Consider the following 13717-nt stretch of genomic DNA (forward strand, 5'->3'; position numbering starts at 1 on the left):
TCGTTGTTACAGCACCTATCACTGTTTCTACAGGGTGGGCGGGCGTCGCGGCCGGCCCGCGCGCGCACCGGTTTGCGACGGAGGGGCGAGGCGCCCACTCAGCGGGCGACACGCGCGTGTGCCCCGAGTGCCGGGAGCGCGCTGAATGGTGGACCCTTCGCGGCAACCGTCCTGCACGGCACGTCCCCTGCTTTCCGGCGTCCCCACACCACCCGGAAAGGACGAGCCAATGAGCGAGCGGGAGCTGGTCAAGGTGCGGGCGCTGAAGGAAGCGGCGCATGCCTTGTATGTGCGAGGCCGGTTCTCGAAATGCGCGGAGACCTACGCGCATCTGCTCCAGTTGGCTCCGAAGGATCCCACGGTGCGCGTGCGCCACGCGGAGGCGTGCCGGCGCGCGGGAGACCGTCAGCCGGCCATCGCGTCGTATCGCGAGGCGGCGGAGCTGCTCGTGGCGCTCGGGTGTGACTCCAAGGCGCGCGCGGTGCTCAAGGCCGCGCTCGAGTTGGATCCGCGAGACCCCATCCTGCTGTCGGACCTCCGGCGGCTGAGCCCCGAGGGCCGGAACGTGAATCCGGTGGAGGAGGAGGGCGGCTACAACCAGCTCACCTGCCTCCTGGCGCCGCTGGAGATTGTCGAGACGCCGCCCGCCCCGCCACCGATGGAGGTGCTGAACGCGGCGCGCGAGGCGCCCCGCCCGCTGCCCTCGGCGCCCGCCATCGCGCCCGTGAGCCTGGAGGCGATCCGCCGCACGCCGCCCGTGTCTCCGGCGACCCTGAACACGCCCGTGGCCCAGCGCGTGCGCACGCCCATCAAGCAGCTTCCGAGCCCTCGGGCCCTGCCCGCGCTGAGCGCCGTGCCAGGTGAGCCCGCGGCCACGTCTCCGCGTCGCGAGGCGCCGCGAGCCGCGGGTGCGCCGCCCGTGCTCGTGCCGGCGCAGGGCCGCACGCCGGCCGCGCACGCCGCCACGCCCTCGCCGCGCGCGCCGGGGAGTCCGCAGGGCGCGGGCACGGTCATGACGTTCCAGCCCGAGTTGCGGCGGCTGACGCCCAACGTGGTCGCGCTGCGCGTGTCGCCTCAGGCTCGCTGGGTCATCATCCGCTCGGAGACTCCGCTGGACGTGAGCCGCGCGGAACGGCTTCCCGAGGTTCCAGCCTCCGAGGCGGTGGACGCCCTTCACTGAGGCGGGGGAGGACAAACGCCCTCCGCTGATTCCAGGGAGGGCGCGAGGGGGCAAGCACCCTTCGGTGAGTCAGGAGCGCTCGCGCGCGGCGGAGGGACTCACGCGCGCGAGCGACGCGGGGCTCGAGCCCCACCCTCTACATCGGCACGGACTTCTTCGGATCAATGGCGGGCTTGCGCGGCTCGGTGGCGTTCACCTGGGCCTCGCAATGGCTGCTCTTGCGATTCGGGTGGCAGTGCCGAACGCCGTAGACGTGGTGGCATCCACACGCATCCACGCGCTTCTTCGCGCAGACAGACGGGTTGAACACCGGACCGGCCGCCGGCTCCAACGGCCCCGCGTGCAGCGCCACCGCCAGGAATGCCCCGCTCAGGAATCCCATCGCCCACCCCCTGGATGCTGGTGGGAGAATTGGGAATGCGCACCGGATGCGGCAAGTGTGGCCTTGCTCGACTGCCGCCCATCGCACGCCCTCGCATCGGCACTCGGACATCGCCCTGTCCCCGGGGCTGGGCGCAGCGTCCCGCATCTGTCACAAGGCGGAGGCCGCAGGTCTCAGCCGCGACCCTGTATCGGAGGCCGCAGGTCTCAGCCGCGACCTTGCAGCGGAGGCCGCAGGTCTCAGCCGCGACCTTGCAGCGGAGGCCGCAGGTCTCAGCCGCGACCCTGTATCGGAGGCTGTCAGAGCCGGCGGATGTCCGCGTCGCTCGCGGCTGTTCAACCCTGGGTGGGCAAGGTGCGCCATGAGCTGGAAGCAGATTCTGGAGAAGGTCAGCGAGGGGCACTACGTCCTGCCTCGCACCAAGACGATGCGGGTCCACGCGGACCTCTTCCTCTCGGACAAGCTGCTGTGGGGCGAGGGGCCCGAGTCACCGGGGCTGGAGGACATGGTCTTCGCCCAGGTGGTGAACGCGGCTTCGTTCCCGGGCGTCACGCGCGTCGCGGTGACGCCGGACTGCCACGTGGGCTACGGCGTGCCCATCGGCACGGTGGTGGAGACCGACGGCGTCCTGCTGCCCACCGCCGCGGGCTATGACATCGGCTGCGGCATGGTGCAGCTGCGCACCACGCTCACGCTGGAGGACGTGGCGGATCCCACCAAGCGCCGCCAGTGGATCAACGACGTCACCTCGCGCATCGCCGTGGGCGTGGGCTCCAGCCGGGTGCAGAAGCAGCGGCGCGTCTCGGACGGCACCTTCGCCGACGTGGTGCGCCACGGCGCCAAGGCGCTGGGCCGCGGCTCCTCCGTCACCGAGCGCGACTTCGTCCCCGTCGAGGATGATCGCGTGGACATCCCCGACCGCGCCCGGGACAAGCGCGGGCAGCTGGGCAGCCTGGGCGGCGGCAACCACTTCATGGAGATGCAGGTCGACGAGACGGGCCACGTCTGGGTGATGCTGCACACCGGCAGCCGAGGCTTCGGGTGGAACATCGCCAAGCACTTCTTCGTGGCGGGCGCGGAGCACCTGGGCCTGAAGCAGCGCAGCGAGGACTTCATCTGGCTGGACGCGGACAGCCCGCTGGGCCGCGACTACTGGAACCTGCACAACATGGCGGCCAACTTCGCCGTGGCCAACCGGCTCATCATCGGCGAGGCCGTGTGCGACGCGCTGGAGGACGTCTTCGGCGGCTCGGCCAGCATCTATTACGAAATCAGCCACAACCTCATCCAGCGGGAGGCCGGCAAGTTCGTGGCCCGAAAGGGCGCCACGCGCGCCTTCCCCGGCGGGCACCCCGCGCTCAAGGGCACCCCGTGGGCGGCCACGGGCCACCCCATCCTCATCCCGGGCTCCATGGAGACCGGCAGCGCCATCCTCTTCGCCGAGCCGGGCGCGCAGAAGTCCATCTACTCCGTGAACCACGGGGCGGGGCGCCGGCTGTCCCGCGCCGCCGCGCGACGCGAGCTGCAGCAGGCGGAGACGGACCGTCGCATGGCCGAGGCGGGCATCCTGCTCAACACCCGGACCACCCCGCTGGATGAGTCGGGGCCTTGCTACAAGAACCTCGACGACGTGCTGGAGACGGTGGAGCAGGCGGGCCTCGCGCGGGTGGCCCACCGACTCAAGCCCCTGGCCTGCATCAAGGGGACGGACTGAGCCTGCCCGCCCGCCCTGGGTGGGCCGGTGGGGCCCTGACACCCCAGGGCGTTGGTACCTGGGGCTCGTGAGGCCGCCCAGGGGAGGCTAGAGTGGCGCCCCTCTGGAGTCCCACCGATGAGTCCGTCGTCTCCCGCAGCCCGTATGCCTCCCGCATCGCGCGAGGCCGAACTCACGCGCGCCGAGGCCGACATGTCCGGCTTGGAGTCGCGTCTGGCGGAGCAGCTCGCCCGCGCGCAGCAGGACGCCGCAGCGCTCACCGCGCGGCTGACCCAGGTGCGCACGGCGCTGGCTCGCGCCCAGGCGGAGCCCGGTGCCACGCCGCAGCTCCAGCAATGGAGCGCGTGGCTGCAAGCCTCCAACGTCCCCGAGCTGTCCGTGGAGGCCGAGCGCGAGCGCGCGCTGGAGGCCCGAGAAATCGCCCTCGACAGCCGGCGCCAGGCGGGCCTGGAGTTCCAGTCCGCGCTGCGCGTGCACCAGGAAGGCACCGCGCAGCTCGCCCAGACGCTCTCCGAGGCCGAGGCCGGGCTGAAGCAACTGGCCGATGCGGCCGCCGCCCGCGCGCGCGCGCAGCAGGAGGCCGCCGCCCGCGCGCGTCAGGCAGAGCAGGCCCGCGAGGCCCCTCCCCGCCCGCCGCCGCCCCGCGCGACGCCTCCTGGCGTGGCGCCCGCCGCGCGCCCCGCGCCGATGGCACGGCCGGCCGCCCCGGCAGACAGCCCCGACGCGCGTCGCAACGGGCGGGTGCGGATGCACACGTCCATCGACATGCGGAGCGACTCGAACTTCTTCACCGGCTTCTCCATGGACATCAGCGAGGGCGGCGTCTTCATCGCCACGGTGGAGGCCGTGCCCCGCGGAACCCAGGTCGAGCTGGACTTCACGCTGCCCGGCGGCCGCCCCATGAAGGTGGCCGGCGTGGTCCGCTGGGTGCGCGAGGGGAATGACCGCACGCCCGAGCTGATGCCTGGCGTGGGCGTGCAGTTCACCGGGCTCGCGCCCGAGGTCGCTCGCGTCATCTCCTCGTTCGTCACCACCCGCGACCCCATGTTCTATCCCGATTGAGGCGGCGGCTTCGTTGGGTAGCCAACCCGCGGGCTCGCCGTCGCGAGCCCCGTGCCACTATCCTTCGCAAAGACAGACACGCTAGGGTGTCCCCTTCGTCCGGAGCATGGCCGGCATGACCTCTCCCATCCGGAGCACCGTCTCGGGCAGCGCGCGTCCGCCTCGCTGGGACCCGGGCCGCCGAGCCGAGCCAACCCCGACACCGCCTCCCTCACCCGTGGAGTCCACCCTGGACAAGGTCAATCTGGCAGCGAAGCTCTCCCTCTTCTCCGAGCACTGGTCGCCCAAGGTCGTGGGCGAACTCAATGGGCAGCAGGTGCGTCTGGCCAAGCTGTTCGGGCCCTTCGTGTGGCATCACCACGAGGTGGAGGACGAGCTGTTCCTGGTCCTCCACGGGCACCTGCGCATGGAGTTCCGCGACCGGACGGTGGACGTGATGCCCGGCGAGTTCATCATCGTCCCCCGCGGCGTCGAGCATCGCCCCGTGGCGGAGCAGGAGGTGCACGTGCTCCTCTTCGAGCCGGACACCACCCTCAACACCGGCGACGTGCGCGAGGCGCGGACCGTCGAGCGGCTCGAGCGCCTCTAGGCCACGGGCTCAGTGCGGCGCGGGCAGCTCCGCGTCCACGCCCGCGCGCGGCAGCGGCAGCTCCACGATGAAGGTGGCACCCTCTCCCAACGTGCTCTCCACGCGGACGGTGCCGCCGTGCGCCTCCACGAGCTGGCGCACGATGTAGAGCCCCAGCCCGAAGCCGGTGTTCCTCCCGGCGGACGGCTCACGCTCGAACCGCTCGAAGATGCGCCGCTGCGCGTCCTCGGCGATGCCCAGGCCGTGGTCCTTCACCGACAGCCGCGCCCAGGCGCCGCCCGCGCGCTCCACGCTCAGCAGGATGGGCTTGCCCCGCCCGAACTTCAGCGCGTTGGACAGCAGGTTCGTCACCAGGCGGTCCAGGCGCGGACGATCCCACCGCCCCACCAGCCCCAGCTCCGCGGACAGCTCCAGCCGGGACCCCGCCTCCGCCGCCTGCGCCGAGAAGCGCTCCATGCACTCGTGCGCCACGTCCGCCAGGTCCACCGGCGCCACATCCAGCACCAGCTTCCCCGAGGACAGTCGCGACAGGTCCAGCAGGTTGTGCAGCAGCTGCCCCAGCCGCTGCGCCTGCTTCAGCGCCGCCGCCAGCCCCACCCGCATGCGCTCCGGTGACTCCTGTGCGTCCACCCGCTGGAGCCTCCTGAGCAGCAATTGCAGCGCGTGCAAGGGATTGCCCAGGTCATGCGCCGTCACCCCAATCAGCTCCAGCGCTTGCTGGGCCTCGCGCAGGAGGCGCGCGTTGTCGAGCGCGAGCGCGGCCCGCCCCGCCAGCTCCTCCACCAGCACCTGATCCTCCGGGGTGAACCGGCGGCCGGCGGGCTCCGACAGCAACACGAAGACGCCCCGGGTGCGCTCCTCCACCCGCAGCGGCACCGCCAGATAGGAGCCGATGCCCGCCGCGCACAGCAGCGATCGGTGCTCGGGGGACTCCGCGCTCCGGTCCAGGGTCTCGGGGGGCACCTCGGGCACCAGCTCCGAGCGTCCCGAGCGCAGGACCCGCCAGACGCCGTGGGCCGCATCCTCGCGCGAGGGGTAGCGCCGGGCCGCCTCCCACAGCGCCTCTTGGCTCTCGGGCCGCGCATGCGCCACCGCGCGCGGGACGAGCTGCCCCGAGGGCGTCAGCAGGAACAGGATGCAGCCCTCCGCCACCTCGGGGACCATCATCCGCGTCAGCTCCGCCACCATCAGGTCCGGGTCCGTCGCCTGCTGGAACACCTTCCCCGCCACCGCGAGCAGCCGCTGCATGCGCTCCGCTCGGCGGCGCTCGGTGATGTCGCGCACCAGGAGGGCGAAGCCCTGCATCCGCCCTTCCTCGTCGCGCAGCGCCACCAGGACGACCTCGCCCCAGAAGAGCGTTCCATCCTTGCGCAGCCGGGCCGCCTCGCCGCGCAGCCGCCCGTCTCGCTCGGCGCGCTCCAGGTCCCGCTCCGGCCGCCCCTCCGCCACGGCCTTCTGGGGATAGAACATCGCCACGGGCCGGCCGAGCACCTCCTCCTCCCGCCAGCCGGTGATGCGCGCGGCGCCGGGGTTCCAGCTCGCCACCCGGCCCTGGGCATCCAGCAAGCAGATGGCGTAGTCGCGCACGCTCTCCACCAGGAGCTGGAAGCGCCGGGCGGTGGACGCCGCCTCGCGCCGCAAGGGCGCCAGCCGCCGCATGAGCACCCAGGCCAGCATCGCCGCCGCCGCCGTGCCCAGCACCGCCGCCACCAGCATGAGCGCCAGGGCCTGCCGGTCCGCTTCCATCGCATCCCGGATGCCGCGCGACAGCCGCTCGCTCGCGTGCGTCGTCAGCCGCTGGAGTGCCTGCTCCGTGCGCTCCCGCGCGCGCCCCACCCGCTCGTGGAACAGCGCATCCAGTTGATCGCGGCTGGCCCCCGCGTCGTTGGCCGCCCCCAGCGCCTGGGCCGCGTCCTCGTGCTCCTGCTCGGCCCGCACCGCCGAGCTGAGCAGCGTGGCGGCCGGCTCATCCGCCAGGCGCGGACGAAGACGCTCCTGGAGCACCTGGAAGCGCTGGCGCGCGATGGTCATGTCCCGCTGGAACTGCGCGTCCCCGGACAGCGCGAGCCCCCGCCCGCTGGCCACCTTCTCGCTGAAGGCGCGGTGCAGCCGCTCCACCTCCAGCACGTCGTTGGACAGGTCCAGGATGCGCGCCTTGTGGCTGGCCCGCACCGTCAGCAGCGCGCCCACGGCCGCGCCCGCCAACACGAGCGCCACGACGAGCGAGGCCACGAAGCCCGCCCCCATGCGCTGCGCGAAGGCCCATGGACGCGACACACCGTCCCTCCGGGCCTCTCGTCGGGACGCACGAGGCCCGGGGCCAAGGTGAGGCGCCCGCGGTGGCCCGCCCAGGCGTGCCGACGGGCCTTATCGATGTCGGGAAGTGGGCGACGCCGCCCCGCTCAGGGCTGGCCGCCCGCCGAGGACTCCGACTCGGGCTGGGGCGCCGAGCCCGCTCCGCCCGCGGCCGGAAGGAACGTGCCGGTCTTCGGATCCACGTTCCAGGCGGAGTACTTGTGCTGCTTCACGTCCCGCAGCACGCCGCCCGAGTAGCAGACCGAGTAAATGACGAAGGTGGGGTCCCTGAGCGTGGGCTGTCCGTAGCGGTAGCAGTCCGCGCCATCCACCTTGTCCAGGGTGATGGGATGTCCGAGCACCGCCACCACCTCGCCCTGCGACATGCCCGGCGACACCGTCCGGATGCCATGGGGCGTGAGGACCCGGAAGTTGCGCTCGGCCTGCCGGGAGAGCGCCCAGCCGCCCAGCCCCAGCACGACCACCGCGCCCACCACCACGGCGCGCCGCTTGGAGCTCGGCTTGCGCTCATGGAAGGCCGTGAAGAGGCCATGGGGGGCAGTGGGGCCCGGAGTACCCGCCGCTGCACCATTCGAGGAGATGTCTTGTCCCATCACGTTCCCTGAAATGCCGTCCCGCCATTTTGGATGCAAGCAAGACGCGGTCAGAACCTCGCCAGGAGTCGCGGCTGTTCCCTGGTGCACCAAAGAATGGCGGAGTGTCCGCTCCCTGGGTGAGCGCGCGAGTTTACAATGGCCTTCTGACCGGGCTGGTACACCGTCTTCGTGAGCGTCTCCACGAGGAGCTATTTCATGTCGAAGCGCGGCACGGGCCGTGGCGGCACCCACAAGCCGGCGGAGCGGGACGTGCTGCCCGCCGGGGTCGAGGTCACGGACAGCGAGCTGTTCTTCAACCGAGAGCTCTCCTGGCTGGCCTTCAACGACCGGGTCCTCCAGCTGGCCGAGTCCGCGGACGAGCCCCTGCTGGAGCGGCTGAAGTTCATCTCCATCTACGCGCGGAACCTGGACGAGTTCTTCATGATTCGGGTGGCGCGGCTGCACGAGCAGGCGCGCGGCGGCGTGGCGCGGCTGGTGCCGGACGGGGCCTCCCCGGGCACCACGCTGGACAAGCTGCACGAGGGCATCTTCGAGCAGAGCAAGCGCCACGCGGACTGCTTCGAGCAGGTGCTGCGCCCGGCCCTGGCGGAGAAGGGCCTGCGCATCCTCCCCGTGAAGGAGCTGGACGCCGAGCAGCGCGCGCAAGTGGACCAGCGCTTCCGCGAGCAGATCTTCCCGGTGCTCACCCCGCTGGCCATCGGGCTGGGGCGGCACTTCCCGTACATCTCCAACCTGTCGCTCAGCCTCGCGGTGCTGCTGCGCGACCCGGTGGCGGAGGAGGAGAGCGTCGCGCGGGTGAAGGTGCCCAAGGAGCTGCTGCCGCGCTTCGTGCCGCTCAAGGGCAACATCTTCGTGCCGCTCGAGGACATCATCGCGCACCACCTCAAGGACCTGTTCCCGGGGATGGAGGTGCTGGGCTGGAGCCTGTTCCGCGTCACGCGCGACGCGGACTTCACCGTGTCCGAGGACGCGGAGGACCTGCTCAAGGCCGTGGAGACGGAGCTGCGCCAGCGCCGCTTCGGGGACGTCATCCGCCTGGAGGTGCAGGCGGGGATGCAGCCCAAGCTGCTGGAGCCGCTGGTGGAGGCGCTCGCGCTGGAGCCACGGCAGGTCTACGAGGAGCGCGGCCTGTTGGACCTGGCGGACGTGATGTCCATCGTGGGCACGCCGGGGTTCCCGGAGCTGCGCGACTCGCCGTGGACGCCGGTCACCCAGGCGCGGCTGCGTCCGGACAGCGAGTCCCCGGATGGCGGCGGCACGGTGATGGCGGCCATGCGGCGCGGGGACCTGCTGGTGCACCACCCCTACGAGTCCTTCGCCACGTCGGTGGAGCGCTTCGTGGCGGAGGCCGTGGAGGACCCGGACGTCCTGGCGCTGAAGCAGACGGTGTACCGCACGTCCGACAGCTCGCCCCTGGTGCCCGCGCTGATCCGCGCGACGGAGAATGGCAAACAGGCGGTGTGCATGGTGGAGCTGAAGGCGCGCTTCGACGAGCGCACCAACATCCGCTGGGCCAACGCGCTGGAAGAGGCGGGGGTGCACGTCGTCTACGGAATCCCGAGCCTCAAGACACACGCGAAGGCCATCCTCATCGTCCGGCGCGAGGGCGAGCGGGTGCGGCACTACGTGCACATCGGCACGGGCAACTACAACCCGAAGACGGCGCGCCTCTACACGGACCTGGGGTTGTTCACCACGGATCCGGACATCGGGGCGGACGTGGCGGATGTCTTCAATTTCCTGACGGGCTTCGGGCGGCCCAAGTCCTTCCGCAAGCTCCTGGTGGCGCCGCTGACGATGCGGGAGGGATTGCTGGAGGAGATTCGCCGCACGGTGGCGGCGCACACGCCGGAGCGACCCTCGCGCATCGTGATGAAGATGAACGCGATGGTGGACCCGGGCATCATCCGCGCGCTGTACGACGCCTCGCGGGTGGGGGTGCGGGTGGACCTGAACGTGCGAGGCATCTGCTGCCTGCGTCCGGGGGTGCCCGGGGTGTCGGAGAACATCCGCGTGGTGTCGGACCTGGGGCGGTTCCTGGAGCACTCGCGCATCTACCTGTTCGAGCGGGGCACGGAGGTGCGGTGCCTCATCGGCTCGGCGGACCTGATGCCGCGCAACCTGGACCACCGGGTGGAAATCCTGGCGCCCATCGAGGACCCGGCGCTCCTGGCGCAGGTGAAGGACCTGGTGGACCGCTGCCTGGTGGACAACACGCACGCGTGGGAGCTCGCGCCCACAGGTCAATGGAAGCGCCGCACGCCGCCACCGGGCGGAGAGCGCCGCTGGGCCCAGGGCGAGCTGATGGAGCGCGCCACGCGGATGGTGCAGGTGCAGAGCGGCAGACCCCTGCCGTAGCCCTTAAGGCAACCGACTCCGGAGCCGAAGCCAGTCATTCAGCTCCGGATGCCGCAGCGCCACTCCGGACTCGGAGATAAACGACAAGGTATTGAGCGCGTTCTTGATGCGGCGCAGCGTCAGCAGGGTCTCCACGGGGAGGGAAGGCCAGTTTGGGACCGCCACGAGCCGCCTCGCCTCCTCAAGGAAAATCGTGGCGAGGCTATGGAACCACTGGACGATGAAGTCCGGGTCCAACACCGCGTCGCCCGCCTGAGCGCCAAGTTCGCGAATCATCCAGAGCGCAGACTCATCGCCGAGAGCTGGATGGAATGAAGGTCTCCGCCGGGCGGATGCTGGGCGAGCGTCTCATAGACAAGCAGGGCAACCTGCGCCCAAGGCAAGCTCCGCTCATCACGAGCCCGAGCCGCGGCAGTGAACGCGAATCCATCCCAGTTGAAGTCCTCGTCATCCACGGGCGCGCCCACCTTACTGGGCCGAGCACACGGCCCAACACCGAGCCTGTCCGGAGCATCTGTCAGCTCGAGCTGATCGGTGCCCTCGACGCAATGATGACCCTGAGACACTGGGAGAACGGAACCTGGGCGCTGGATCCGGAGTAGCCGAGGGTCCCCAATCCATACCCACCCGGGACTCCGGTCTGCCTCCCCGAGGGCGGGGACTACATGGCCTGGGCGAACAGGCTTCATGGACTCAAGGACAGGGTGAGGCGTGACGTCTGTTCTTCAGGCCTCGCTTCCTTGCATCCCAGACGGCGAACGTGTTGCCCAGACATTCTTGAAAGCCTATCCACGCTGCCCACCCCCGGACAGTCATCCGGCGAATCGCGCGTCCCCCTCGCTTGGGTGTCCCTCGTCGGAAGTCTGGCCTTCACGCAGCCGAACGGAGCCAGTGGATGAGCACGCGGTCGACCGTCGTCGAAACGAAGGAAGGCAAGGTTCAGGGACTCCAGGACAGAGGCATCTCCCTCTTCAAAGGCATCCCTTACGCCAAGCCCCCCGTAGGCCCCCTGCGCTGGCGCGCCCCCGAACGCGCAACCCCCTGGACCGGCACCCGCGACACCATCGAGTTCGGCCCCTCCTCCCTCCAATCCAGACAAGGCTGCATCGAAGGCGGCGGCGGTGACCCCGGCAAGCTCTCCGAGGACTGCCTCTACCTCAATGTCTATTCCCCCAAGCTCGGCACCAGCGCGAAGCTCCCCGTCGTCGTCTGGATTCACGGCGGCGCCTTCGTCGTCGGCGCCAGCGGCGTGCCGCCCTACCACGGCGTGCCCCTCGCCTCGCGCGAGGTCGTGCTCGTCACCCTCAACTACCGCCTGGGACACCTGGGCTTCTTCGCCCACCCCGCGCTCGAACAAGAGAACCCCGGCGGCCCCGCCAACTTCGGCCTGCTGGACCAGATGCTCGCCCTCGAGTGGGTGCGCGACAACATCGCCGCCTTCGGTGGTGACCCCGGCAACGTCACCCTCATGGGCCAGTCCGCTGGCGCCAAGAGCGTCCTCGCGCTGTTCGCCTCGCCCCTCGTCCGAGGCAAGGGCCTCTTCCACAAGGGCATCTCCATGAGCGCCTACGTGCTCTCCGAGCGCCCCGTGGCCGACGCGAAGCTCAGCGGCATCGCCTTCGCGCGCCGGGCCGGCATCACCGACCCCTTCGTCACCATGGACCAGCTCCGCAAGCTGCCCGCCGAGAACTTCTGGATGCTCCCCGCGGATACCCTCAACGCACCCAACGCCATCTACGGCGACTCGGTGCTCCCCGAGCCCATCCGCACCACGTTCGAGTCCGGCGATCAGCTCAAGCTGCCCCTCATCCTCGGCAGCACGAACGATGACTCCAGCGTGGTGAGCGCGTTCGGCATCGACCCCGCGACCATCCTCGACCGCCTCGGCCCCATCGCCGACTCGATTCGCGAGCTGTACCCCGACGTGGAAGACGACCGCGAGATTGGCCGGCGGATGTGCCGCGACTTCGTCTTCTCCGTGTCACCCCGCCACTACGCCTCGTTCCACTCGCACCACGGCGGGCGCGCGTGGCGCTACCTGTTCGAGTACAGCGCGAAGCTGCTCGCCCCGCGCCGCATCCTCGGCGTGCCACACGGCGAGGACGTGCCCTACTTCCTGGGCACCCCCGAGCTGTGTCCTCCCACCGAGGGCTTCATCTCCGACGAGGACCGCACCCTCACCACGAACCTCGTCGAGGCCGTGGTCCGGTTCGCCCAGCGCAGCGATCCGGGAGCGCTCGGCCGCGTCACGTGGGATGAGCACACCGAGGATCGCGACGTGCTGCTGCGCATCTCCAAGTCCCCCGTGCAGGTGGAGAACTTCGACCAGCCCATCCTCGACGTGGCGCAGATCCTCATCCCCATCATCGACCAGTTCGCCAAGCCGCCACCTCCGGCCCTGCCGAAGTCCCCCACCTCTGCGACGAGCAGCAAGGCCCAGGGACGCGCGCGAGCCACCCCCTAGGCGGAGCGCCGTCGACCGGAAGCGCCGTAGAGCGACTGGAGCGCCGCCCCCACGGCGCCCAGCCGCTGCCTCAGCGCTTCCGGCGCCAGCACCTCCACCGCCGCCCCCACCCCACAGAGCTGCGAGACCGCGATGGCCTCGCGCTCGAAGTCGAGCACCACCTGTCGCTTCCCTCGGAGCGCCGCGTCCAGCCGCGCGGCCTCCGAGGGCGGTCTCAGCGCACGCAGCGCCGCCACGCCGGCCTCCGTGCAGCGCAGGGTGACTTCATACCGGGGACGCTCGGTCGCGAACCGCGCGCACCAGTCCTTCCAGAAGCCATTCAGGTCGAAGTCCGCCGGGCGCGTGAAGCCCTGGGGCCGCCGCCGCGCGCCCTCGATGCGCGAGCCTCGGAACACGCGCGGCCCCTTCTCCGTCCCCGCCACCAGGTACCAACGGTCCGCCTTGATGACGAGCCCGTAGGGGTCCACCGGCCGTCGGGTGCGCGCGCCCTCGAAGTCCTGGTACGTCAACGTCACGCGCTGGTCCTGCCACGCGGCATCGCGCAGCACCCCCAGGTGAGGCACCCGCTCTCGCGTCGTGAACCACCCGGATGCATCCACGAGCAAGCGCTGCCGCGCGTGCTCCAGCGCCGGCTGCTGAAGCGAGGGCAGCGCCGCCGCCAGCTTCACCAACCCCGTGCGCAGCGGACCCGAAAGCCCCAGGTCCTCCAGCGCTCCCGGCGCGCCCACCGAGGCCAGCGCCTGAAGCTCCGGCCGCGTCAGCCCCGTGAGCTGCGTGCGCCAACCCTCCATCAGCGACACGCCACCGCCCGCGCCTCGCGTGGTGGTCACCGGGACACCCGCCGTGGACAGCGCTTCCAGGTCGCGCAGCACCGTGCGCCCGGACACCTGAAGCTCTCGCGCCAAGGCCCCCACGGTGCTCCGGGGGCGGGCTTGCAGCCGCATCAGCAAGTGCACGAGTCGATCGGCGCGCATGGGCGGACTCCTCCGGTCAGGCCCCGAAGCCTCGCCGGGGAAACATGACAATGGATGTCATCTTCACTGAGCCATCTTCGCG

At 71.0% G+C, this 13717-nt stretch carries 12 protein-coding genes; 7 read left to right on the forward strand and 5 right to left on the reverse strand.

Features of this window, described 5'->3' with window-relative positions; genetic code table 11:
• The first annotated feature begins 229 nt into the window (after nucleotides 1-229).
• Nucleotides 230-1180: a hypothetical protein gene (locus tag JGU66_08015; GenBank protein ID MBJ6760706.1), complete on the forward strand. Its 951-nt coding sequence runs from the start codon at nucleotides 230-232 to the stop codon at nucleotides 1178-1180.
• A 136-nt stretch (nucleotides 1181-1316) separates the two neighbouring features.
• On the opposite strand, the gene JGU66_08020 is transcribed toward JGU66_08015, so the two are convergent.
• Nucleotides 1317-1562, reverse strand: coding sequence for a hypothetical protein (locus JGU66_08020; protein MBJ6760707.1), 246 nt, complete (start codon nucleotides 1560-1562; stop codon nucleotides 1317-1319).
• Between the two features lie 361 nt (nucleotides 1563-1923).
• Here JGU66_08020 and JGU66_08025 point away from each other — a divergent pair, with 361 nt between their 5' ends.
• The 3 genes from JGU66_08025 to JGU66_08035 all read left to right on the forward strand — a co-directional run bounded on the left by JGU66_08025 (nucleotide 1924) and on the right by JGU66_08035 (nucleotide 4927).
• Nucleotides 1924-3276, forward strand: coding sequence for an RtcB family protein (locus JGU66_08025; GenBank protein ID MBJ6760708.1), 1353 nt, complete (start codon nucleotides 1924-1926; stop codon nucleotides 3274-3276).
• A 117-nt stretch (nucleotides 3277-3393) separates the two neighbouring features.
• Complete coding sequence (locus tag JGU66_08030) at nucleotides 3394-4338, forward strand: TIGR02266 family protein (GenBank protein ID MBJ6760709.1); 945 nt, start codon at nucleotides 3394-3396, stop codon at nucleotides 4336-4338.
• A 115-nt stretch (nucleotides 4339-4453) separates the two neighbouring features.
• Nucleotides 4454-4927, forward strand: coding sequence for a cupin domain-containing protein (locus JGU66_08035; protein MBJ6760710.1), 474 nt, complete (start codon nucleotides 4454-4456; stop codon nucleotides 4925-4927).
• A gap of 9 nt (nucleotides 4928-4936) precedes the next feature.
• On the opposite strand, the gene JGU66_08040 is transcribed toward JGU66_08035, so the two are convergent.
• Both JGU66_08040 and JGU66_08045 read right to left on the reverse strand, forming a co-directional pair.
• Complete coding sequence (locus JGU66_08040; protein MBJ6760711.1) at nucleotides 4937-7204, reverse strand: PAS domain S-box protein; 2268 nt, start codon at nucleotides 7202-7204, stop codon at nucleotides 4937-4939.
• Nucleotides 7205-7329: 125 nt separating this feature from the next.
• A complete protein-coding gene (locus JGU66_08045; GenBank protein ID MBJ6760712.1) occupies nucleotides 7330-7836 on the reverse strand; it encodes a hypothetical protein in 507 nt (168 codons plus the stop codon).
• A gap of 198 nt (nucleotides 7837-8034) precedes the next feature.
• Between JGU66_08045 and ppk1 the strand changes: the two genes are divergently transcribed.
• Complete coding sequence (ppk1, locus tag JGU66_08050) at nucleotides 8035-10197, forward strand: polyphosphate kinase 1 (GenBank protein MBJ6760713.1); 2163 nt, start codon at nucleotides 8035-8037, stop codon at nucleotides 10195-10197.
• A gap of 3 nt (nucleotides 10198-10200) precedes the next feature.
• Here ppk1 and JGU66_08055 read toward each other — a convergent pair whose 3' ends face one another.
• The gene (locus JGU66_08055; protein MBJ6760714.1) at nucleotides 10201-10473 is read right to left on the reverse strand and encodes a hypothetical protein; all 273 of its coding nucleotides are present in this window, start codon (nucleotides 10471-10473) and stop codon (nucleotides 10201-10203) included.
• Nucleotides 10474-10508: 35 nt separating this feature from the next.
• On the opposite strand from JGU66_08055, the gene JGU66_08060 reads away from it, so the two are divergent.
• Nucleotides 10509-10799 (forward strand): hypothetical protein, encoded by a 291-nt coding sequence (locus JGU66_08060; GenBank protein MBJ6760715.1) that lies wholly within the window; start codon nucleotides 10509-10511, stop codon nucleotides 10797-10799.
• A gap of 293 nt (nucleotides 10800-11092) precedes the next feature.
• The gene (locus tag JGU66_08065) at nucleotides 11093-12661 is read left to right on the forward strand and encodes a carboxylesterase/lipase family protein (GenBank protein ID MBJ6760716.1); all 1569 of its coding nucleotides are present in this window, start codon (nucleotides 11093-11095) and stop codon (nucleotides 12659-12661) included.
• Here the strand turns inward: JGU66_08065 and JGU66_08070 are convergent.
• Nucleotides 12658-13635 (reverse strand): WYL domain-containing protein, encoded by a 978-nt coding sequence (locus JGU66_08070; GenBank protein ID MBJ6760717.1) that lies wholly within the window; start codon nucleotides 13633-13635, stop codon nucleotides 12658-12660. The two genes, JGU66_08065 and JGU66_08070, sit on opposite strands and share 4 nt — an antisense overlap.
• Between the last annotated feature and the right edge of the window lie 82 nt (nucleotides 13636-13717).

The organism is Myxococcaceae bacterium JPH2 (assembly GCA_016458225.1).
In the GTDB taxonomy this organism is placed as follows: Bacteria; Myxococcota; Myxococcia; order Myxococcales; family Myxococcaceae; genus Citreicoccus.

Bases quoted from the DNA above. Each gene is read 5' to 3' on its own strand.
- JGU66_08015 (MBJ6760706.1), top strand. From the start codon at position 230: ATGAGCGAGCGGGAGCTGGTCAAGGTGCGGGCGCTGAAGGAAGCGGCG.
- JGU66_08020 (MBJ6760707.1), bottom strand. From the start codon at position 1,562: ATGGGATTCCTGAGCGGGGCATTCCTGGCGGTGGCGCTGCACGCGGGG.
- JGU66_08025 (MBJ6760708.1), top strand. From the start codon at position 1,924: ATGAGCTGGAAGCAGATTCTGGAGAAGGTCAGCGAGGGGCACTACGTC.
- JGU66_08030 (MBJ6760709.1), top strand. From the start codon at position 3,394: ATGAGTCCGTCGTCTCCCGCAGCCCGTATGCCTCCCGCATCGCGCGAG.
- JGU66_08035 (MBJ6760710.1), top strand. From the start codon at position 4,454: ATGACCTCTCCCATCCGGAGCACCGTCTCGGGCAGCGCGCGTCCGCCT.
- JGU66_08045 (MBJ6760712.1), bottom strand. From the start codon at position 7,836: ATGGGACAAGACATCTCCTCGAATGGTGCAGCGGCGGGTACTCCGGGC.
- ppk1 (MBJ6760713.1), top strand. From the start codon at position 8,035: ATGTCGAAGCGCGGCACGGGCCGTGGCGGCACCCACAAGCCGGCGGAG.
- JGU66_08055 (MBJ6760714.1), bottom strand. From the start codon at position 10,473: ATGATTCGCGAACTTGGCGCTCAGGCGGGCGACGCGGTGTTGGACCCG.
- JGU66_08060 (MBJ6760715.1), top strand. From the start codon at position 10,509: ATGAAGGTCTCCGCCGGGCGGATGCTGGGCGAGCGTCTCATAGACAAG.
- JGU66_08065 (MBJ6760716.1), top strand. From the start codon at position 11,093: ATGAGCACGCGGTCGACCGTCGTCGAAACGAAGGAAGGCAAGGTTCAG.
- JGU66_08070 (MBJ6760717.1), bottom strand. From the start codon at position 13,635: ATGCGCGCCGATCGACTCGTGCACTTGCTGATGCGGCTGCAAGCCCGC.